The following is a 20,514-nucleotide window of genomic DNA, read 5'->3' as shown; positions in this document are numbered from 1 at the left end:
ACAATGCTCAAACCAACCGAACCCAAGTCCCAATCGCTCCCAAGGAGAACTGCCATGACTACCACCCTGACCATCAAGGACCTGTCCGTCACCGAAGAACTCGACGCCGGCGCCATGCGCGCCGTGCGCGGCGGCTTCCTGCCCTTCCTGCCCGTGTTCAGCACGGTCAAGGTCGACTCGACCTTCAACGCCTCGCAGCTGATCGGCCAGACGCAAAACGTCGTCAACATGAACGGCAACAACACGGCCTTCGCAGACGACATCAAGTCGAACGTCCACTCGACACAGAACGCCCAAAACAACATCTATTGAGCCGCAGGCCACCGCCCAGGCTGAATTCGCAAACTACTGCATTTCCCGGAGAACTGCCATGACTACCACCCTCGCAATCAAGGACCTGTCCGTCACCGAAGAACTCGATGCCCGCGCCATGCGCGCCGTGCGCGGCGGCTTCGTGCCCTTCCTGCCCGTGTTCAGCGCCGTGAAGATCGACTCGACCTTCAACGCTTCGCAACTGATCGGCCAGACGCAGAACGTCACCAACATGAACGGCAACAACGCGGCCTTCGTCGACGACATCAAGTCGCATGTCCACTCGACGCAGAACGCCCAAAACAACATCTATCGTTGAACGGCCCGGCAGACGCGGAGGCGGCCTCGCCACCCCCGCTGCCAACCGGCCACTCAAGAACATTTCAAGTCATCCAATGAAGCCAAGGAGAACCACCATGCCATCCATCATCGTGCGCGACCTCGCCCTGACCCAAGAACTCGACAGCAAGTCCATGACCGCGGTGCGCGGCGGCAATTCCTGGCTGCAAGGACTGGGCCCGGTAGCCAACGTCAATGTCAACGTCAACCAGAACATCGCCCAGCTGCAAAGCATCAACGTGAACACGCTCAACAACGTCGGCGTGATCGGCTCCGGCTTCGGCCCGCTGAGCATCGACGTCAACCCGTCGCAATGGGCCGCCACCCACGCGAAGGTTTGAACGAAATGCGCCAGGCTCCGTGGAAACCCCTGCCGGTTCCACGGAGGCGCCGCGTTACCGGGCCAGCGGCCTGAACCTGGTAACAGCGGCCAAATTCCCATGGGACACAGCCTGTTTGGCGCGTGCCACCGCAGCGCGGTATTGTTGCGGGCTTGCCGAACCAGATCAGAAACACGCCTGCGCGTGCTGGGAGAGGTGCCCCAGGCCGTAAAATCTCCCTCATGTTCGTTTCGAGATCTCGAATCTCGCCAAAACCATGATGAAGAAGGCCACCCTCCTCTCTGCCCTCCTGTGGGCATCGATCACCGCCCACGCACAGCCGCCCGGCAAGGACGCCGCGCCCCTCGGCCTTGAACTTGGCAAGACCAAGTGCGCGCGGATGACGCCAGGTCCGAATCGCGTCAAGACTGGCATGGCGCCGTGGGCCGGCGGGGACACGGTGGAGATCAAGCACCTGGAACGCTTCAATCTGCCGGGCCTGACCCGCGCGACCGTAAACTGCGACGCCCAGGACACCGTGGCGCTCATTACCCTGACATTCGAGCGGTCCGCGATGGATGAGGTCAGCAAGACGCTCGACGCCCGCTACGAGTCCAGGCGCAAGACCGACCCCAATGCCGGGAATGGCTACGCCGAGTGGGAAGCAGCCAACGGCAGCCTCGAGATGCTTTTCGCGCGCGACAGCAAGCAGTTCACCCTCGCGTACTGGGCCAAGGGCGCCAAGGCCAGGTACTTCGCCTACAGCGGCACGAGCGACAAGAAGCCGGCCGCGCCAACGCAACCCTCCTCGACACAGCCCGCACCGCTGTAAGAGAAACAACTGCCACCCCAATGCCGGTCTTGTTCTGCATGCCGGACACAGGATCAGTGCCCCGCCGACTCTCATCCTGCTGCTGAAGGCCTGGAGGCATGGTCACGTTGCGATGAAGAAAGCATGCGTGCACTCTGTGTGAGTGACGATTTCTGCGCATGCGCTATGATTCGCATGCCTGCCACATGCACCGTTTTGGCAATGATCTGGAGACTGGGACAGATTGCCCTTGGCGTGCCAACGGTGCCGGCTAGCGCGAGACGTCAGTGTTGTTCTAACAGGCAAGCTTTCAATAAAAATAAGGGGTAATCGTGGCGTACAAATCACATAAAGTTTCGGGTCGTGTCAAGGCGGCTGCAATGGCATGCCTGATCGCCTTTGGCGCACAGGCAAATGCCTGCACCAATTTTCTGCTGAAAGCGGCAGACGGCACGCCCGTCTATGCGCGCACCATGGAGTACAGCTTCGAGCTGCAGCCGGATGTAGTCGTGGTGCCCCGCAATTACGAGTATGTCGGCACCGGCCCGGGCAACAAGCCTGGCGTCCGCTGGAAGTCGCGTTACGCTGTGGTGGGCGTCATGTCGGGCGGACAGCCGGTGCTCGCCGACGGGATGAACGAGAAGGGCCTTGCGGGCGGCAACCTCTACTTCCCCGGTTTCGCCGGCTATACCGATCCGGCGAAGGCCGATCCGGCCAAATCCATCGCGTCCTGGGAGTTCCTGACCTGGGTGCTGACAAACTTTGCGACTGTCGCCGAAGTCAAGGCGGCACTCAACAATGTGTCAATCGTCGACATCAAGGCGCCTGTGCTGGACATGGCATTGCCTTTCCACTTTCCCCTGCATGATGCGACCGGCGCCTCGATCGTGATCGAGCCTATCGGCGGCCAGTTCAAAGTTTACGACAACCCGCTCGGCGTCCTCACCAACTCGCCGACCTTTGACTGGCACCTCAACAATGTCAGGAATTACGTAAAGATTTCGCCTGTCGATGCCGATCCGATGAAGATTGGCGGGCAAACCTTCGAGCCTTTTGGCCAGGGATCCGGTCTTCTTGGCATTCCAGGCGATCCCACGCCCCCGTCCCGCTTCATCCGGGCCCTCGGCTATGTCGCGTCGGCCAAGCAACTTCCCGATGGCCCGCAAACGATCAAGCTCGCAGAACATATCCTGAATAATTTCGATATTCCGGTGGGCTCCATTACCACGGCGCCCAAAGGCGGGCAGCTCGAATATACGCAATGGTCGTCGATCGCCGATCTCAGGGCAAAGCGCTACTACATCAAGAGCTATCAGGATCAGACCCTGCGCGTCGTGGACCTGGCGCATTTCGACCTGGACGGGAAGACGCTATCGATCTCGCCGTTCAAGCCGAATAACGCGCCGCCGGCACTGAATTTCTCAAAGAGCTGATTCGCCGGGGTAGCGCCGTGGCACCGTGCAAATTCGTTGCCCTTGCACGCGTGCCTGCCGCACCTCCAACAAAGCCGCCGGCTGGGCGTGTCCGCCCGGCCGGCAATCGCGCCCGCCAGGGCGCGTCTTGCGCCCTCGCCTGCCTGGCCGTCCAGCGCAGCCCCCCTGAACGCCTGGTGTCACTTGCCGGCGAAGAAGACTTCCCGCACAAATGCCTTTATGTCACTGCGCGAATGTTGGAATGCGGATTCATTTCGTCCGACATGTGCGCCCAGCTTGGTGCATTCGGCAAAAAACGCCTTCAGCCTGGCAGGATCGATGATCTCGCCCGTGCGCTCCGCCGTTATCCTCCAGGGCTCGACATCCCATCGCACCACGCCGCAAGAGGCCGCGGATGTCGCTCCGGGAAAATAGTGCACCGCATACATGCCGTCCCAGGAGTGGGCCGCTCCGGCATATTTGATGGTGCGAACAGGCGCCCCGGAGTCGGCGTATCGCTTAGCGAGTTGCTCGCAGGGTCCGGCCATCGTGTAGTCGTCTTCCGCTCCCACCAGATTGAGAATGGGTGCTTTCGTTATCTGCGCTGACCAGTAGACCTGGTTGCATCCGGCATAGACCGGAATATGCAGCGCAAACTTCAGATCGTCTTTAATGACGGCGCGTCGGAATGGTTCCTCCGCCACCTCGAAGGCAGTACTTCCGCCGCGCGAGAATCCCATGATCCCGATCCTGGCGGCATCGATGCCCGGATGGCCCGCCAGCAATCGAAGCGCTTGAAAAGCATCCACAAGATCTGCGGCGTGCGGCACCAGCGCCTGGTCCTCCGCTGTGCGCCGGACACCTCGAGACTCGAACACGTGGACGACAAAGGCCGCGACGCCCATCCCATTCAAGGCTTCCACCCATTGCGCCATACTGGACTCGACCCCGCCACTACCGTGCATGAGCACGATGGCGGGCACTCTTTCCCTACCAGTACCAGTACCAGTTCCACCCCCACTTCCACTTCCACTTTTGGGCAGATACAAGTCCCCGCGGACTTTCTGTTCGGTCCAGTTCTGACGCCGTTCGCGTGCCAGGTCGAACATTGTCTTGGGTGTATAGCTTGTGAAATCGATGCGGCCTCGCGTTTCCGGGCTGAGTTCCTGGGCCGCCGGGGCAACTGAAGACGTCAGCGCGACAAGCAGCGAAAAGTGCAGGACCAGCCGGCTGAGGTGGGGTATTCGTCTATTCATTGTTCGCATTGCAGGAGTGGCTTCGCTTCTTGCATGGTCGTTCTTTGGTGTTGGATATTCCATCCGCCGGCCTGGCGTTGCCGCCGCGCGGCGGCGAAAACCATGGTAACGGCTCGGCAAAGCGGGCACAGACCCTACCAAGGGAGGGGAACGAGGGGACCCGGTGCGCCCGGTGCGGCTCATTCGTCGTTGCAGGATCGATGGGCCATAATCCGGCTGACCCCGCAATTCGCCTGCGGCAAGCTTGCACGGATTCACGCCAACCAAGCAGGTTTCGTCGCTTTGGACGAGGCGCACGCACTCGGCGGTCGCAACACTAAACGGGTTTCCCCAATAAGCCCGTCGCTGGAGAGCCCGAGCACCATGAGTCATGCAGACAAAACGAGCCCCAAACCGCTAACGCCCTTCGAAGGCAGCGACATCCGCACCCTGATCGACGAACGGGTGGCCAGTCGCGGCGCTCATCCCTTCCTGATCTGGGAACCCTTTGAAGGCGAAGGCAGGACCTGGACCTATGCGGACTTTGGCGACGGCGTGCGCCGCTTCGCGGCCGGCCTGCAGGCGCGAGGGGTGCGGCCGGCGGATCGCGTGCTGGTCCACCTGGACAACTGCCCGGAGGCGGTCATCGCCTGGCTGGGCTGCGCTTACGCGGGTGCCGTGGCCGTGTCGACCAATACCCGGTCGAGTACCGACGAGCTCGCGTACTTCGCCAGTCACAGCGGCGCCGTCGGCGCGATCACCCAGCCGCGCTTCGCCGCCATGGTAAAGGCCGCGGCCCCATCCCTGGTCTGGCTGGCCGTCACCGGGACGGATTGCGGCGCCGCCGCCGGGTCGGACCTCGCCGGGTTCGAGCCGTTCGCCGCCATCTCCGCGGATCCCGCGCAGCTGATCGAGCGCCCGCACGATCCGATGGCGCCGTTCGGCATCCAGTACACCTCCGGCACCACGGCCCGGCCCAAGGCCGTGCTCTGGACCCATGCGAACGCGCTCTGGGGCGCGCGCCTGTCTGCCATGCACGAGGACCTGCGGCCGGAGGATGTGCACCTGGTCCACCTCCCCCTGTTCCACACCAACGCGCAGATCTATTCGGTGGCAGCCGCGCTCTGGGTGGGCGCCACGGTGGTGATGCAACCCCGGTTCTCCGCTTCACGCTTCTGGCCGGTCTCCGTCAAGCACGGTTGCACCTGGACGTCGATGGTGCCGTTCTGCGTCCGGGCGCTGCTGACCCAGCCCAGGCCGGCGCGCCACAGCTACCGCTTTTGGGGCAGCGGCGTTTGCGCGCCGGCCACGGATGCGCACTTCGGGGTCAGGACGATCGGGTGGTGGGGGATGACCGAAACCATCACCCACGGCACGATAGGTTCCGCGCACATCGCAAACGCCCCGATGTCCATGGGCAGGCCGTCCCAGGCCTATGCAATCCACGTACTGGATGACGACGGGCAGCCTGTCGCCCCTGGCGAGACAGGCAACCTCTATGTGGGCGGCCAGCGTGGCGTTTCCCTGTTCCTGGAGTATGCGGGCGACCCGGCGGCGACGGCGGCCGCCTTCCGCGACGACGGGCTCTTCATCACCGGCGACCGCGTCCGCCTCGGCCACGACGGCTTCCTGTATTTCTCGGACCGCGCCAAGGACATGCTCAAGGTCGGCGGGGAAAACGTGGCGGCCTCGGAAATCGAGCGTGTCATCGCGCTGGTCGAGGGTGTGGCGGAAGTCGCCGTCGTCGGCAGAAAGCATCCCATGCTGGACGAAGTGCCGGTCGCCTTCGTGATCCCGCACGCCGGCCACGGCCAGGCCCTGGTCGAGCGCATCCTGTCAGCCTGCAAGGCGCAACTGGCGGGCTTCAAGCATCCGCATGACATCAGGCTGGTTGAGAGCCTGCCCCGGTCCACCCTGGAGAAAGTGGCAAAGAACCAACTGCGCGCCCTGCTCGCGGACTCGCCATGAGCGATGAACCAGCCGCCGCGCCGGCACTGCACACCGCCGGGCGATGACGCTCCGGCGAAACAGAGCGCACGCCGTCCGCCCATGCCCATATACTTTTTCCAACGCCCCCTGCCCCCGCCTTGCACGTGCGCCAGAAGGCGCATGGACGGGTCGCCCCCTAAGCGACTCCATCCAAGAACTCCCGATGACCCGTTGTTTTTTGTGTGGCCCCAGCGCGATGCGAAGCGAGCCCCCCAAGCGATGCGAAGCGAGCCGTGAAGGTGTACCAGGCCGTATGGGGCGCCTCGGGATCCGGCGAAAAGAGCGGCAGGGACCCAAACTCCCATCGCCTTAAGGCGATACTCAAACATGGGTCCCTCTTTTCCGCTCTTTTCGCCGGATCCCGAGGGGGTGTCGCCCCATCCGGCGCGCCTTTTTTGCCTACTTTTTTGGCAAGACAAAAAAGTAGGTCGCCCCCCGCAGGGGGGTGAAACCGCCTTTGACTTTAAGCCTTTGCAGTTGCAGTTTCAGTTCCAGTTGCAGTCATCCACCAATAGCCCCACCACCAAATACCAAAAACAAGCTCCCCCCCGAGGCACCGCCATGAAGCACGCCCCCATCACATCGCTCCTGATCGCCAACCGCTCGGAAATCGCCATCCGCGTAATGCGCGCTGCAGCGGAGATGAATATCCGCACCGTGGCGATCTACTCGAAGGAAGACCGTCTCGCCCTGCACCGCTTCAAGGCCGACGAGAGCTACCTGGTTGGCGAGGGCAAGAAGCCACTGGCCGCCTACCTGGACATCGACGACATCCTGCGCATCGCCCGGCAGACCAGGGTCGACGCGATCCACCCCGGCTATGGCTTTCTCTCCGAGAACCCGGAATTCGCGCAAGCCGTGATCGATGCCGGCATCCGCTGGATCGGCCCGTCCCCGGACGTGATGCGCACGCTGGGCAACAAGGTCGCCGCCCGCAATGCGGCCATCGCCGCCGGCGTGCCGGTGATGCCCGCCACCACGCCGCTGCCCCACGACCTGGACGAGTGCAAGCGGCTGGCGGCGGAAGTGGGCTATCCGTTGATGCTCAAGGCGAGCTGGGGCGGAGGCGGACGCGGCATGCGGGTGCTGGAGAGCGAAGGCGATCTCGCCACCGCGCTGGCCGCCGCCCGCCGGGAGGCGCTGGCCGCATTCGGCAACGACGAGGTCTATGTCGAGAAGCTGCTGCGCCGCGCGCGCCACGTCGAGGTGCAAATCCTGGGCGATACCCACGGCAACCTGGTGCACCTGTACGAGCGCGACTGCACGGTGCAGCGGCGCAACCAGAAGGTAGTCGAGCGCGCGCCCGCCCCCTATCTCGACCACGCGGGCCGCGAGGCCTTGTGCGAGGCGGCGCTGCGGCTGATGCGCGCGGTCGGCTACAGCCACGCAGGTACCGTCGAATTCCTGATGGATGCCGACACCGGCCAGAGCTACTTCATCGAGGTCAATCCGCGCATCCAGGTCGAGCACACCGTGACCGAGGTGATCACCGGCGTGGACATCGTCAAGGCGCAGATCCGCATTACCGAAGGCGGCCGGATCGGCCGGATCGAAGACGAGCTGGACGAGCACGGGCATATCGTGGTGCGCGCCACGGGTGTCCCGGCGCAGGCCTTGATCCCGCTCAACGGCCACGCCCTGCAATGCCGCATCACCACCGAAGACCCCGAGAACGGCTTCCTTCCCGACTACGGGCAACTCACCGCCTACCGCAGCGCGGCGGGCTTCGGCATCAGGCTGGACGCCGGCACCGCCTATGGCGGCGCCGTCATCACGCCCTACTATGACTCCCTGCTGGTCAAGGTCACCGCGTGGGCGCCCACGGCGGCGGAAACCATCCGGCGCATGGACCGCGCATTGCGCGAGTTCCGCATCCGGGGCGTGGCCTGCAACCTGCAGTTCCTGGAAAACGTCATCAACCACCCGGCCTTCGGCAGCGGCGAGGTCACCACGCGCTTCGTCGACACCACGCCCGAGCTGCTGGCTTTTACCAAGCGGCGCGACCGCGCCACCAAGCTGCTGCGCTACCTTGGCGAGCTGGCCGTCAACGGCTACCCGGGGATGGCGGGGCACACGCCGCCCCAGTTGCCGCTGCCCAGGCCGCAGCGCCCCAGCGTGGACAGTGCCGGCGCGATGCCCCCCGGCACGCGCGACCGGCTGCGCGAGCTGGGGCCGGAGAAATTCTCCCGCTGGATGCTGGACCAGAAGCAGGTCTTGCTGACCGACACCACCATGCGCGACGCGCACCAGTCCCTGTTCGCGACCCGCATGCGCACCGCCGACATGCTGCCCATCGCGCCCTTCTATGCGCGCGAACTGCCGCGGCTGTTCTCGCTGGAATGCTGGGGTGGCGCCACCTTCGACGTGGCGCTGCGCTTCCTGAAGGAGGACCCCTGGCAGCGCCTTGCGCAATTGCGCGAGCGGGTGCCGAATATCCTGTTCCAGATGCTGCTGCGCGGCTCGAACGCGGTGGGCTACACCAACTACGCCGACAACGTGGTGCGCTTCTTCGTCCGGCAGGCAGCCGGCGCTGGCATCGACCTCTTCCGTGTGTTCGACTCGCTCAACTGGGTGCGCAATATGCGCGTAGCGATCGACGCGGTGTGCGAGAGCGGCGCCCTGTGCGAAGGCGCGATCTGCTACACCGGCGACCTGTTCGACGCTGCACGGCCCAAGTACGACCTCAAGTATTACGTGGGCATCGCGCGCGAGCTGCAGCGCGCCGGCGTGCATGTGCTGGGCATCAAGGACATGGCCGGGATCTGCCGCCCGCAGGCCGCCGCGGCACTGGTCAGGGCGCTCAAGGACGAGACCGGCCTGCCGGTCCACTTCCACACCCACGACACCAGTGGCATTTCCGCGGCTTCCGTGCTGGCCGCGATCGGCGCCGGCTGCGATGCCGTGGACGGCGCGCTCGACGCCATGAGCGGCCTGACCTCGCAGCCCAACCTGTCGAGCATGGCCGCGGCGCTGGCCGGTAGCGAGCGCGATCCCGGCCTTAGCCTGGATCGCCTGCATGACGCATCGATGTACTGGGAAGGCGTGCGCCGCTACTACGCCCCCTTCGAGTCCGAGATCCGCGCCGGCACCGCCGACGTTTACCGCCACGAAATGCCCGGCGGGCAATACACCAACCTGCGCGAACAGGCCCGCTCGCTGGGGCTCGAACATCGCTGGAGCGAGATCGCGGGCGCATACGCCGAGGTCAACCACCTCTTCGGCGATATCGTCAAGGTCACCCCGACCTCCAAGGTGGTGGGCGATATGGCGCTGATGATGGTCGCCAACGACCTGAGCGCCGCGCAGGTATGCGACCCCGCCAGGGAGATCGCCTTCCCCGAGTCGGTGGTCTCGCTGTTCAAGGGCGAGCTGGGCTTCCCGCCCGACGGTTTCCCCGCCGGCTTGTCGCGCAAGGTGCTCAGGGGCGATCCCCCCGAACCCTACCGTCCCGGCGACCTCCTCGCCCCGGTCGACCTGGAACAAGCCCGCGCGCAAGGCGAAAGCGCCTGCGAGCACGCGCTGGACGACCGGCAACTGGCGTCCTACCTGATGTATCCCAGGCAGACCAGCGAATACTTCCAGCACAGGCGCGCCTATGGCGACACATCGGTCCTGCCCACTCCCGCGTTCTTCTACGGCCCGCAACCGCAGCAGGAGGTGGCGGTCGACATCGCGCCGGGCAAGACGCTGCTGATCATGCTGCAGGGGGCGCACCCGGACGCGGAGGAGAACATCGTCAAGGTCCAGTTCGAGCTTAACGGGCAGTCCCGCACCGCCCGCGTCGAGCGGCGCGGCGTGGCGCAGGCGGGGCCGTCGCGCCAGGCCCGCCCGGCGGCCGACCCCTCCAATCCGCTGCACGTGGCCGCACCCATGCCGGGCGCGGTGGTGACGGTAGCGGTCCAGCCGGGGCAGCGGGTCTCCGCCGGCAGCGCGCTGGTCTCGCTGGAGGCGATGAAGATGGAGACGCATATCGCCGCCGAACGCGACTGCGAAATCGCCGCGGTGCACGTGCGCCCCGGCGACCGCGTTGCCGCCAAGGACCTGCTGATCGAATTCAAGGACATATCCTGACTACGCGGCAGGGGTGGCCTGGCGGCCGCCCTGCCATACCACTCCCGCGAGGCATTGCCACGCAACACCGAATCGAGGATCTCCCCCGCCATGAGTCAATCCCACGAAAGCGCACCACCCGCCGCGCCTTCCCCCTCGCTGCGCAATGCCGCGACCTTGCTGGTGCTGCGCGATGGCCCGCTAGGGATAGAAGTACTGATGGTTCGCCGCGCCGAACGTGCCGGCGATCGCAGCAGCGGTTCCTATGTGTATCCCGGCGGCACGCTGGATGCGCAGGACAAGCGGCTTCATGCCTACGCCGATGGTCTCGATGACGACGCCGCAAGCCAGCGCCTTGGCGTCGACGCGGGCGGGCTCGATTTCTATCTGGCGGCGGTACGGGAATGCTTCGAGGAGGCTGGACTGCTGTTCGCCCGCGACAGTGCGGGACAGCCGTTGGCGCTGGACCAACTGGAGGAGGCACAGCGCGCCTTGCTGCGCGACGCCGCCAGGCACGATGGACTCGGGCTGGCGCACGCCTGCGCGCGGCTGGGCCTGCGGCTCGCGGTCGACCGTCTGGCGTATTTCAGCCACTGGCTGACGCCACCGGGATTGCCCAAGCGCTTCGACACCCGTTTCTTCGTGGCGATCGCGCCCGCCGGCCAGACCGCCGCGCACGACGGCGAGGAGGCCTCCGGCCATTGCTGGAAGCGTCCGGCGGAGCTTCTGGACCCTGCCAGCGGCCTCAAGCTGGAGCCTCCCACGCGGCGCACGCTGGCGGCCATTGCCCGCTTCGGGCGTGCCCAGGATTGCTACCAGCATGCCTCGGCGCTAAGCGGCATTGCCCGCATCATGCCCCGCCTGGGGCGCGGCGAGGGCGGCCTGCGCGCGGTCATGCCGGACGAGCCCTGCTACGCCGAACTCGGCCATATCGATCCGGAGGGGCGCGGCGACGCGCGCTGCATCATCGAGCCCGGCGTTGCGGTGCGCCTCGGCGCGCGCATCTGGCGGATCACCGCCCGCGATGGCAGTGGCGTGGCCGGCTCCGGCACCAACACCTATCTGGTGGGAGGCGGCAACGACAATGCATGGGCCGTGATCGACCCCGGCCCCGATGACGACGCGCATATCCAGGCGGTGCTCGCCGCGGCGCCGGGGCCGATCCGCTGGATCCTGTCCACCCAGGCACACGCGGGCCACTCGCCCGCCGCGCGCAAGCTCAATGCGGCTACCGGCGCGCAACTGGTGCTCGCGCGAGAACTGCGGCATGGCGAGCGCCTTGCCGTTGGCGAGACCTGCACGCTGGAGGTATTTCCGATCCCCGGCACCGATACCGATACCGATACCGATACCGACGATCCCCCTTTCTGCTACCTGCTCGAAGAGGAAAAGACCTTGTTCACCGGCGAGCGCGTGGTGCAGGATTGCCTGGCCGCGCTGCGGCAGCACGGCCTTGAATGGGTTGCCCCCGGGCGCGGCTTCCTGATCCCCCGCCCCGCCCTGGCAAGCCACGCACCTTAGCGCCTGCCGAAGCCCGTGTTCCTGGAATGAGAACAACATGCAGCCGTCCGCGGACAATAATCGCCCGGGAAACCCGCGGGCCACGTCCGCGTTCCAGTGTTGACAATTCAACGCTACGTTCCGACACAGAGGGCTTTACGTGAAAGTCGACACCGCTCGCAAACTGATCAGCCGGATGCCTGACTGGGCTGCCATTCATCTTGTCGTCTCGGTCGCGACCAGAAGCCAGCGCCCCCCGATAGCGGAAGACCAGCAAGCCGCGCTCGCCGGGGCCACGCAACTGCGCTACGGAAGATCCGGGCGCAATGTCGCCTGGACGTGGGGCCGGGGTCCCATCGTCATCTTCGTGCATGGCTGGAACGGGAGAGCCGCCCAGCTCGCCCCGCTCGCGAGCGCCATCGCCAGCCAGGGCTTTCAATCCATCGCGATCGATATCACCGGGCACGGCAACTCGGCATCCGATCGCGTGCGATGGCGTTACTTTATCGAAGACGTCGCGGCCCTGTGCGCGTCGCTCAAGCAAGACATCCACGCCCTGGTCGGGCATTCCGCCGGGGCGCTGTCGATGATGGCGGCGCGCGGACTCAAAGGTGTCAAGGCGCGCAAGTACGTGTGCGTCTGCGCCCCATCGCATCCCTATCCGCCAATCGAAGCCATCCGGCGCAAGCTGAATCCGCGCGAAGGCGTGCTGCAGCGCTACAGGCGCTACCTTGCCGGACAATTCGACCATGAATGGGAGTCCCTTAGCAGAGGCCACGCCTTTGCCGGCGCAGGCGCCGATCTCATGCTTGTCTACGACGAGAAGGATCGATTCGTCAGTCATCTCGAAGGGGACAGGATTCTCGCCCGATGCGCCGGTGCCCGCCTGGTCAAATCGCGGGAATACGGTCACGTCGCGATACTTTCGGCGCCGGAACTGATCGATGCGGTGTCGGGGTTTATTGGAAGGGAAGCGCAGGAAGTTCAGATCGATCCGCTGGCCTGACGCATCCCTGGCTGACATCGCATCTCTTATTTTCACCTTGGCCGGCGCATGCGAACCGGCATCTACGCCCGTCCCTGAAACCGCCCTTCACCGTGCCCCGCTCCCGATCCTCGCACCGCGCGGTACCCTGATCGCCACCGGGACGCGCAGCGGACCTGCCCTCGGCGTAACGGTGCCGAACCCCATGCCCCGAGCGCATGGCTTGGAAAGGTGCCGTCCATCCCCTTCCTTCGCGCAACGGTACCCGCCCCACATGTTCTACATGTTCTGTTACATTCCGTTCGTCGTTGCCAGCGCGGGATTCGGTTGGCCGCCATGTCAAGACAGAAAGCCAGACGTTGAACACGCCTTGTGCCATGCGGCGTGACCAGGCGTGGGACTTGCCGGCCGTTCCGGCGGCGCACGGCTTGCATGGCTTAGCCAAGATTACCCAGGATGCATGATTCTGCCCCACTCACCATGTCGGTCCGCCGGCGGTTCGGGATAATTGCCGCCACGTTCAGCCTGTTGCTTCTGGCGCTGACTGGCGGACTCCTTACCCACCAATGGCATGCATACGCGCAAGCCGAGCGTGCCCGGTCGGACTTCCTGATTTTCCGCGCCGCGCTGCACGCCATGGAGAAAGTCTCCGCGGAACGCGGCCCAACCAATAGTGTGCTCGGGGAAGGCGTTCCGGTTCCCGAGGGGAAAATGGCAGCGCTGCGCACGGCACGCGCCGAGAGCGACGCCCGTATCGCGTATTTGCTGGCACTCCTGGACCTTCGCGATTGCGACCATTGCCCGGCTGCGCGGGCGGCCGGCAAGCGCGCGCAAGCCCGGTTGTCGGCCGCCCGCGCGAACGTCGACAGGCTCATCCGCGTACCGCGCGCGCAGCGGACCGATCAGGCGCTCGAGCATGCCGTTGGCAGCATGGTGGATGTGATTCCGCAATTTGCACCCGCCACGGATATGGGTGCGACCGGGGTGCTCAAGGGAGACCCGGATGCGCTGAACTACCTGATGGCGGCGCGTCTGGCGGCCATCCTCCGGGAGCAGGCCGGACTGCTCGGTTCACGCCTTACGCCCGCGCTGGCATCGCACCGCCAACTCACGGCGGAAGAGCAACTTGCCATCGAGCGGACGCGTGGCGGAATCGATCAGCTGGGCGCACTCATGAGGACCCGGATCCTGGATGATCCGATACTGGCCCGGCAGGGATTCGTAGAGTTGAGCGAGCAGTACTTCCGCGATGGGCTGGCTTATTTCACGCAAGTTCGCGCACTGGCGGGCCGCCCCGGGGGAATCAACATCTCGACAGGCGAGTTCGCGGCGGACTATGTGCCTCGCATGCGCCCGATTGTCGCCTTTCGCGACGCCGTGTTGAAACTGGCCGAAGCCGAGCTTGACGCGCACCGCGGGGCGAAACTGGCGCTACTGGTGGCAACCGCGGGCACCTTGTCGACCTTGACATGCGCACTGCTTTTTGGCGCCTGGCTGTTCCGCCGTCAGGTCATCCAGCCATTTGCCGAAGCCGCGCGTCTCATACGCGCAATCGCCGCGGGCAGCCCTCCGGCCGAGGTTCCATCGCACGCGTACCGGGGTGAGATCAAGGAACTGTTCGACGCCGTTCAGGTGCTCAAGACACACGACCTTGAAAGAACGCGGCTCGAGCAGGAACGCCTGCGCCTGATTGCGGAACTGCGGACCATGGCGGAGACCGACTCCCTGACCCGGCTCCTGAACCGCCGCGCCTTCGAGAGCCGTGCTCAGGCCGCTTGCGCGGACAGGGACAGGGACAGGCAGGAACCCCATCTTGCGCTGGTCATGTTCGACATTGACCACTTCAAACGGATCAACGACACCTACGGTCACGCCGCCGGCGACCGCGCGCTCGAGCGCATGGCCGATCTGTGCCGTGAAACCTGGCATGAAGGGGATATTGTCGCGCGCATCGGAGGCGAAGAATTCGCTGTGCTGGTCAGCCTGCGCGATCGTGCGCGAGCCATTGACTTGGTACAGCAGTTGCGCGACAGGCTCTTGCGTACCCGGGTGCCGGTCGAGCATGGTGCCGGCATTGCGATGAGCGCGAGTTTCGGCATCGCATACGCCGCGCGCGCGGACTCGCCCTCCATCAAATCCCTGCTGAAACGCGCGGACCGGCAACTTTACCGGGCCAAGATGGCCGGGCGCGATCGCGTCAGGGTGGAGGCAGATCCGGGCGAACACGCTCAGGCGGAGCGCGGCCAATGACAATGTAGCGACTGTCCGGAACGCCGGATTGGTATTTCATTCGCTCATTCACCCGCCTGCAAAGCCGCCTGCCCGGCAACGCCAACCAGTCCCGGCGCCGCCAGGTCCTCTTCCACAAAGCGCAACACCGCTTCCGTCAGCGCCTCGCGCGGATAGGCGTTCTGAGTCACGAACAGCGAGCCGATGGTGGTATGCGTCCGGGCGATGGGCACTGCCAGCGCCCAGTGATCCGCATTGACGTAGCCCATCAGCGTACTGCCGGGCACGATCTGGTCGTAGAAGATCACCTGGCTATCGTTGCGACCGTCGATACGCGCGAGCTTGTCATAGCTCGAAGTCAGGATCGACGAGATGCGCTCCGGCCGCGGCAGCGTGACGAGCGAGTAGTAGCGCACGTCGCGGGGCAACGGGTTTCCCGCCAGCCATGCCTTGCGTATCGCGGGCCGCAGGCTCTCCACCGCGCCGCCATCTCCCGAATTGCAGGTTGCGCCCGGGAAATGCCGCAGCATGTCGGCCTGGTATTGCTCGGCGTCATTGGCAAGCGCCGAGCCGCCGATCGCGCCGGCTGCGCTGACCACCGCCGCCACGCGGCTGCGGATCTCCGGATACGCCACCACGGCCTGGAGGATGTCAGGCGCACCCTTCGAGTATCCGACCAGCACCAGGCGCGGCGCCCCCTCGGTCAGCGGCATGGCCATGATCGCGTCGCGGATCTGGCGCGCGTTATTCGCCGAACCTGACAGCGCATCGACCTTGAGCAGCATGCCGTCATAGCCGAACTCCCGCAGGTGTTTCGGCACCGTGCCGGGCGCGCTCAGCCACGGCTCGAAGCATTCATACCCGATTCCCGGCACCACCGCAGCGATCAGGTGCCGCCTCGATGGACCCAGATCGACGGGCTTGCCGGTGCCGGCGGGCTCAGCGCCTATGCGGTTCAGCGCGTCTTCGCAGGGCCGGTAATCGGGAAGCTCCGGTCCGCGCGCCTGCAGCACCGCGCAGTAGATCTCGCGGAAACGCGCCCGTTTGTCCTGCACACCGGACTGCGATGCGGGAAGCAGTGCCAAAGGCGGCGTATCGGTGGAGTAAGGGATCAGCGGCTTCGACGCGCATCCGCCGAGCACGAGGCAAGCCGCGATGACCGCCGGCAAGACGCCGCTGTTCAACCGCGCGCGGAAGTCGCCAGCCGGCTGCCCGGCTACGGCCTGGGGCGGCTCCGGGACCGACTCACTTGGGCGCATTGCCGCTCTCCTGGCGTGTAGCGGCTTCGCGCCCCTCCAGGTAAGGTACCCAGTCGAGAATTTCCACGTCGGAAAGACTCAGCGGCCGTTGCGCAAAGAACAGCACCGCGCGCAGCCCGTCCGTAAAGTAGCGGGCGCCATCCAGCGTTGTCCGTGGTTGCGCCTGCCGCGCCCGACCGACACCGTTCACGAATCCGAGCTTGTCGAGACCGCCTGAGTACATCATGTCCTGGATCAGGAGGTTCCTGGCCTCGTCGACATCCTCGTGCAGGACGATCTTTGCCGTGTCGGCGGGCGCGAAGCGTCCGCCGACAGGCCGGCCTGCCTGCGCGAGGTAAACGGGCTGCCCCTGAAAGCGAATGGGCGCCAGCCACACGCGTACCCAGGTCGACGGCGCACCGCCTTGCGCTTGCTTGCGCAGCACGGCGTCAGGCGCGCGTCCGAAGACCCGTTGACCGGTATCGCCCTCGCGCGAATCGCGGCGGTAACTACGCCGCACCGCCGCCGCGCCGATGTCGCCGAGTTCCCCGACAATCAGCACATTCAACGGATCGCCCTGCGCCGCCCCGCGCGTATCGGTGGCGCAGCACGGCAACCGTTCGAGTGCGGCTCTCAGCGAGGCAAGGTCTTTGTAGTCCGTGACCGCGGAATCCGGATACTGGAAGATATACCGCGCAAAACCCGCATCCGAGATATCGTCGGGCACACGCACGAAGAGGCTGAACGGGATCAGCGTCCTGGTCCCGAACAAATCGACATTGACGAGCTTCGTAATGCGGTCGGGATTGGTGAACAGGATGCCCTCGTGTGTCGTCCCCGGCGGAATCGGATTCTTGAACCCGAGTTTATTGAAGTAGTCGTCAATGCGCGCATTCGTTGCCCCGCTGAACGTGCCATGCAGGGACCAAGCGACTTCGAGCGGCGAAAAGTAATCGGGATCCGTTCCCGAGCGCAACAGCCATAACGGCTGCGAGGTTCCGTTATGCACCTCGAACCATACGGGCTGCACGTTGGTCTTGTTGATGTCGGCGCCGAACATGCGCTTGCTGTCTTCCGTGCCCAGCACTGCCGCGCTCACGCGCACGCCCTGCTTGGTTTCGCTCACCGCGCGCTCGCGTAGCGGGGCGTCGTCGGCACTGGCAGGCGCTTGCCATGTCGCGCAGCCGGCCATGGCAAGCGAGAGGATCGCCATGCCCGCCGCGTACCGTAGCGCAGGATGCAACAGCGGCAACACGCTCATTATTTGGCTCCCTGGCGCGCGGCATCGGTCTGATAGATCCCGCTCCACGGGAAGAACTCGATCGCCGAGAGCGATGTGGGCTTACGGTCGAATACCAGCACCTGGCGATATCCGTCCGTGAAATACGGATCCGTGGTCAGGTTCTCGCGCGGGGCGCTTCGCGGCGCTGCGCCCACGCCTTTCACCTGCCCGATCTTGTTGAGGCTCTGGGAATAGGCCATATCCTCCGCCAGCGCCGTGCGCGCTTCGTCCACGTCCGGATCGACCTTGTGCGTCGTCAGCGTTGGCGAGTGAATGGTGAGGCGCACGCCGATATCGCGGCTGATCTGGCCCACCCACACGGATTTGCCGTGATAGCGCATCGGACTAAGCCAGAGACGCAGATGGTTGCGCTGGTGAATGTTGTCGCGCGCCTTCTGCAATGCCAGGTCCTGCGCGCGTCCGAACAGGTACAGATCGCTCACCGGCGCATTGACATAGGGCTCGCCCTTGAGCGCCGAGGCGATCATCTTTGTGATCGCGCCCGACCACTTCTGCTCGGTCGGCCGCCAGCTGCGGCGCACGAACGCGGGAAACGCATCGTCGATGCCGCCCACGACCACCAGGTTGAGCGGGTCGCCGTTCTTCGAGCCATCCTTGTTGGTGACACAGCACGGCAGGGCCTCGAGTGCCTCGCGGAAGGCCTCGTCATCCGTGTAGTCGACGATTTCCTCGGGCGGATAGATCTCGCGCCGGAAGACTTCGCTCGTATGGTAGTCGGCATGGAAGCCTGGCACGACCATGAGGATCGCGAATGTCTTGGCGCGCCCGCTCGCCACCAGGTCCAGCTGAACGAGCTTCGCCCCTTCGCTGGCATTCGTCAGCACAAAACCCGACACGGTTTGCCCGGGTGGCACCGGATTACGGAAGGCGAGCTGGCGGAAGCGCTGGTCCACGCTGGCCTTTTCGTCAGGCGAGCCGCCCTGGGAAAATGCCTCTGCTGCCTCGGAAGCCGGAAAGAATCCCGGATCAAGACCCGACGACATCAGGTAATAGCCCCGGTCGTCGTTGTTGGTGACCTCGATCCAGACGGGCTGTATCTGCAGCCTCTCGAGCGGAACCCGATACACGTCCGCGCTTTCCTCATTCGAAAGAACGGCGGCCGACACCCGCAAGCCGCCGTCGGTACGGCTCAGGGCACGGCTCTTGTAGTCGAGTGCGGCTAAGGGCGGCGGCGGTGGGGGCGCGGCGCAGCCGGCAATGACAACTGCGGCAAATACCCGAGTCACAATGCGGTTCATTGCGTAACCTCTTCACCACGAGCGATGGCATTGCGCTTGCCGGCAGGGCAGCCGCCAGCGCATTGGCCCGGCAGAATGAATGCCTCGAGGCGGCGTCGGGCGCAGGAAAAGTATAGTGCGCGAATCTTCGCGGGGTGAGGTCAGTTAGTCCTCCGCCTGAAAGCGGCGGCCGGTGAACCAAGGGGGAAATCGCGCAATGCCCGACGTGGAACAGCCGAAGGGCAAGATCGAACCGATGCGCAGCGTGGGCGAGATCCGCCAGCCCGCGCAGCCGGGGTGCTGGCAAATTCGGTGACGCCCGTTGCATAATCCTGAAACTGGTTTCACCGAGACCGATTTCTCCCATGCCACGCCCTGTGACTCAACCCACGCCCAACCTGAAGCCCGCTGAGAAACTCACCATCCAGGACGTTGCCGACTATGCGGGCGTTTCGAAAGCCACCGTATCGCGCTACCTGAACCGGGGCGGCGAGCAACTGTCCGCCGACGTGGAGGCACGCGTCGCCGCGGCCGTGCGCGAGCTGGGCTACAGCCCGAGTCCCATGGCGCAGGCGCTAAAGCGCGGCAAGTCGCGCCTGATCGGGCTGGTGGTGGCGGATGTTTCCAACTCGTTCTCCGTGGCCGTGCTGCGTGGCGTGGAAAAAGCCTGCCGCGACGCGGGCTACATGGTGATGCTGTTCAACCTGGGCAATGACGAGCAGCTGGAACGCCAAGCCATCCGCTCGCTGTCGGCCTACCGGGTCGAAGGCTTCATCCTGCACACGCTGGGCCACGACGCCGGCGCTCTCGCCGATGCCGCGCAGCTGGGCAAACCGGTAGTGCTGGTCGACCGGAAAGTGGGCGATGCGGAAGTCGACCTGGTCGCCCTGGACAACCTTTCCGCGGTCCACGAGGCTGCCGGCCATCTGCTCGAAGCCGGCTACCGGCGCCTGCTCTTCATCAGCGAGCCGATCAAGGCCATCAGCTCGCGCAACGAGCGCGCCCGGGCCTTCCAGAACTTCATCGCGGAGCATGCGGACTCGCTTGACGGAAGCGTGTTCGAAGCCCATACCGGTGACGACGACGCCCTGGACGAAGCGCTGCGCGCCCTGCGCAAGGGTGCGGGCAAAGCGCCCATGGCCGTGCTCGCGGCCAATGCGGTGATCTCGCTGCGCGTGGCCGCTGCCGCCGCCAGGCTGGGGTGGCAGCTCGGCACCGACCTCGGCCTGATCGGCTTCGACGATCCGGAATGGGCTGCCCTGGTCGGCCCCGGCCTGAGCACCATCGCCCAGCCCACCGACGATATCGGACGCGTCGCCACCAACTGCCTGATCGAGCGCCTGCAAGGCGCGCAGCTGGCGCCGCGCCAGGTCCTGTTGCCCGGTACCCTGGTCAAGCGCGGCTCCACCCGCCGCGACTAACGCCTATCCCCTCGCCCGCCGGTGGCGCGTGAAGCGCGCGTAGACCCGCTGCCCCCTGGGTAGCGGGCGCACGCACGCGCCCAACTCTTCACTTGCCCAAGCTCGATTTGCCCGTAAGGGTTTCCACTGCTGGAGTTCTGAAACCGGTTTCCT

General features: G+C 65.2%; 15 protein-coding genes. 11 read left to right on the top strand and 4 right to left on the bottom strand.

Annotation, left to right across the window (positions count from 1 at the left end; translation table 11 throughout):
- Positions 1 to 54: 54 nt before the first annotated feature.
- From ACZY0R_RS24760 to ACZY0R_RS24740, 5 genes are all read left to right on the top strand, one after another.
- Complete coding sequence (locus ACZY0R_RS24760; protein WP_488862038.1) at positions 55 to 312, top strand: hypothetical protein; 258 nt, start codon at positions 55 to 57, stop codon at positions 310 to 312.
- Between the two features lie 58 nt (positions 313 to 370).
- Positions 371 to 631 (top strand): hypothetical protein, encoded by a 261-nt coding sequence (locus tag ACZY0R_RS24755; RefSeq protein ID WP_447429814.1) that lies wholly within the window; start codon positions 371 to 373, stop codon positions 629 to 631.
- 97 nt (positions 632 to 728) lie between these two features.
- Positions 729 to 992, top strand: coding sequence for a hypothetical protein (locus ACZY0R_RS24750; protein ID WP_045241194.1), 264 nt, complete (start codon positions 729 to 731; stop codon positions 990 to 992).
- 259 nt (positions 993 to 1,251) lie between these two features.
- The gene (locus tag ACZY0R_RS24745) at positions 1,252 to 1,803 is read left to right on the top strand and encodes a hypothetical protein (protein WP_488866144.1); all 552 of its coding nucleotides are present in this window, start codon (positions 1,252 to 1,254) and stop codon (positions 1,801 to 1,803) included.
- A 359-nt stretch (positions 1,804 to 2,162) separates the two neighbouring features.
- Positions 2,163 to 3,215 carry a linear amide C-N hydrolase gene (locus ACZY0R_RS24740; RefSeq protein ID WP_488862037.1) on the top strand — a complete coding sequence of 351 codons (1,053 nt, stop codon included), beginning with the start codon at positions 2,163 to 2,165 and terminating at the stop codon, positions 3,213 to 3,215.
- Positions 3,216 to 3,394: 179 nt separating this feature from the next.
- Here the strand turns inward: ACZY0R_RS24740 and ACZY0R_RS24735 are convergent, their stop codons facing one another.
- Entirely contained in the window at positions 3,395 to 4,513 is a 1,119-nt protein-coding gene (locus ACZY0R_RS24735) for a dienelactone hydrolase family protein (protein ID WP_488862035.1), read from the bottom strand.
- A 300-nt stretch (positions 4,514 to 4,813) separates the two neighbouring features.
- Between ACZY0R_RS24735 and ACZY0R_RS24730 the strand changes: the two genes are divergently transcribed.
- The 5 genes from ACZY0R_RS24730 to ACZY0R_RS24710 all read left to right on the top strand — a co-directional run bounded on the left by ACZY0R_RS24730 (position 4,814) and on the right by ACZY0R_RS24710 (position 15,203).
- Positions 4,814 to 6,397, top strand: coding sequence for an AMP-binding protein (locus ACZY0R_RS24730; protein WP_488862033.1), 1,584 nt, complete (start codon positions 4,814 to 4,816; stop codon positions 6,395 to 6,397).
- Positions 6,398 to 6,979: 582 nt separating this feature from the next.
- Complete coding sequence (locus tag ACZY0R_RS24725; RefSeq protein ID WP_488862031.1) at positions 6,980 to 10,489, top strand: pyruvate carboxylase; 3,510 nt, start codon at positions 6,980 to 6,982, stop codon at positions 10,487 to 10,489.
- Positions 10,490 to 10,579: 90 nt separating this feature from the next.
- Complete coding sequence (locus tag ACZY0R_RS24720) at positions 10,580 to 11,989, top strand: MBL fold metallo-hydrolase (RefSeq protein ID WP_488862029.1); 1,410 nt, start codon at positions 10,580 to 10,582, stop codon at positions 11,987 to 11,989.
- 139 nt (positions 11,990 to 12,128) lie between these two features.
- Entirely contained in the window at positions 12,129 to 12,974 is an 846-nt protein-coding gene (locus ACZY0R_RS24715; RefSeq protein WP_488862027.1) for an alpha/beta fold hydrolase, read from the top strand.
- 435 nt (positions 12,975 to 13,409) lie between these two features.
- Positions 13,410 to 15,203 carry a GGDEF domain-containing protein gene (locus ACZY0R_RS24710; protein ID WP_488862025.1) on the top strand — a complete coding sequence of 598 codons (1,794 nt, stop codon included), beginning with the start codon at positions 13,410 to 13,412 and terminating at the stop codon, positions 15,201 to 15,203.
- 44 nt (positions 15,204 to 15,247) lie between these two features.
- Here ACZY0R_RS24710 and ACZY0R_RS24705 read toward each other — a convergent pair whose 3' ends face one another.
- The 3 genes from ACZY0R_RS24705 to ACZY0R_RS24695 are packed head-to-tail and all read right to left on the bottom strand — an operon-like array spanning position 15,248 to position 18,961.
- Entirely contained in the window at positions 15,248 to 16,441 is a 1,194-nt protein-coding gene (locus ACZY0R_RS24705) for a hypothetical protein (RefSeq protein WP_488862023.1), read from the bottom strand.
- Entirely contained in the window at positions 16,428 to 17,681 is a 1,254-nt protein-coding gene (locus ACZY0R_RS24700) for an LssY C-terminal domain-containing protein (RefSeq protein ID WP_488862021.1), read from the bottom strand. Before ACZY0R_RS24700 ends, ACZY0R_RS24705 begins: the two co-directional genes overlap by 14 nt.
- Positions 17,681 to 18,961: an LssY C-terminal domain-containing protein gene (locus ACZY0R_RS24695; protein WP_488862019.1), complete on the bottom strand. Its 1,281-nt coding sequence runs from the start codon at positions 18,959 to 18,961 to the stop codon at positions 17,681 to 17,683. Before ACZY0R_RS24695 ends, ACZY0R_RS24700 begins: the two co-directional genes overlap by 1 nt.
- A 344-nt stretch (positions 18,962 to 19,305) precedes the next feature.
- On the opposite strand from ACZY0R_RS24695, the gene ACZY0R_RS24690 reads away from it, so the two are divergent.
- Complete coding sequence (locus tag ACZY0R_RS24690; RefSeq protein WP_488862017.1) at positions 19,306 to 20,361, top strand: LacI family DNA-binding transcriptional regulator; 1,056 nt, start codon at positions 19,306 to 19,308, stop codon at positions 20,359 to 20,361.
- Positions 20,362 to 20,514: the final 153 nt, after the last annotated feature.

This window comes from Cupriavidus sp. F041 (assembly GCF_057814235.1).
Note: the sequence above shows the minus strand (reverse complement) of the source record. Positions and strands in the feature narration are given on the sequence as shown.

Excerpts from the sequence above, each read along its gene's own strand:
- ACZY0R_RS24760 (WP_488862038.1), top strand. The coding sequence starts at position 55 with ATGACTACCACCCTGACCATCAAGGACCTGTCCGTCACCGAAGAACTC.
- ACZY0R_RS24755 (WP_447429814.1), top strand. The coding sequence starts at position 371 with ATGACTACCACCCTCGCAATCAAGGACCTGTCCGTCACCGAAGAACTC.
- ACZY0R_RS24750 (WP_045241194.1), top strand. The coding sequence starts at position 729 with ATGCCATCCATCATCGTGCGCGACCTCGCCCTGACCCAAGAACTCGAC.
- ACZY0R_RS24745 (WP_488866144.1), top strand. The coding sequence starts at position 1,252 with ATGAAGAAGGCCACCCTCCTCTCTGCCCTCCTGTGGGCATCGATCACC.
- ACZY0R_RS24740 (WP_488862037.1), top strand. The coding sequence starts at position 2,163 with ATGGCATGCCTGATCGCCTTTGGCGCACAGGCAAATGCCTGCACCAAT.
- ACZY0R_RS24735 (WP_488862035.1), bottom strand. The coding sequence starts at position 4,513 with ATGGAATATCCAACACCAAAGAACGACCATGCAAGAAGCGAAGCCACT.
- ACZY0R_RS24730 (WP_488862033.1), top strand. The coding sequence starts at position 4,814 with ATGAGTCATGCAGACAAAACGAGCCCCAAACCGCTAACGCCCTTCGAA.
- ACZY0R_RS24725 (WP_488862031.1), top strand. The coding sequence starts at position 6,980 with ATGAAGCACGCCCCCATCACATCGCTCCTGATCGCCAACCGCTCGGAA.
- ACZY0R_RS24720 (WP_488862029.1), top strand. The coding sequence starts at position 10,580 with ATGAGTCAATCCCACGAAAGCGCACCACCCGCCGCGCCTTCCCCCTCG.
- ACZY0R_RS24710 (WP_488862025.1), top strand. The coding sequence starts at position 13,410 with ATGCATGATTCTGCCCCACTCACCATGTCGGTCCGCCGGCGGTTCGGG.
- ACZY0R_RS24705 (WP_488862023.1), bottom strand. The coding sequence starts at position 16,441 with ATGCGCCCAAGTGAGTCGGTCCCGGAGCCGCCCCAGGCCGTAGCCGGG.
- ACZY0R_RS24700 (WP_488862021.1), bottom strand. The coding sequence starts at position 17,681 with ATGAGCGTGTTGCCGCTGTTGCATCCTGCGCTACGGTACGCGGCGGGC.
- ACZY0R_RS24695 (WP_488862019.1), bottom strand. The coding sequence starts at position 18,961 with ATGAACCGCATTGTGACTCGGGTATTTGCCGCAGTTGTCATTGCCGGC.
- ACZY0R_RS24690 (WP_488862017.1), top strand. The coding sequence starts at position 19,306 with ATGCCACGCCCTGTGACTCAACCCACGCCCAACCTGAAGCCCGCTGAG.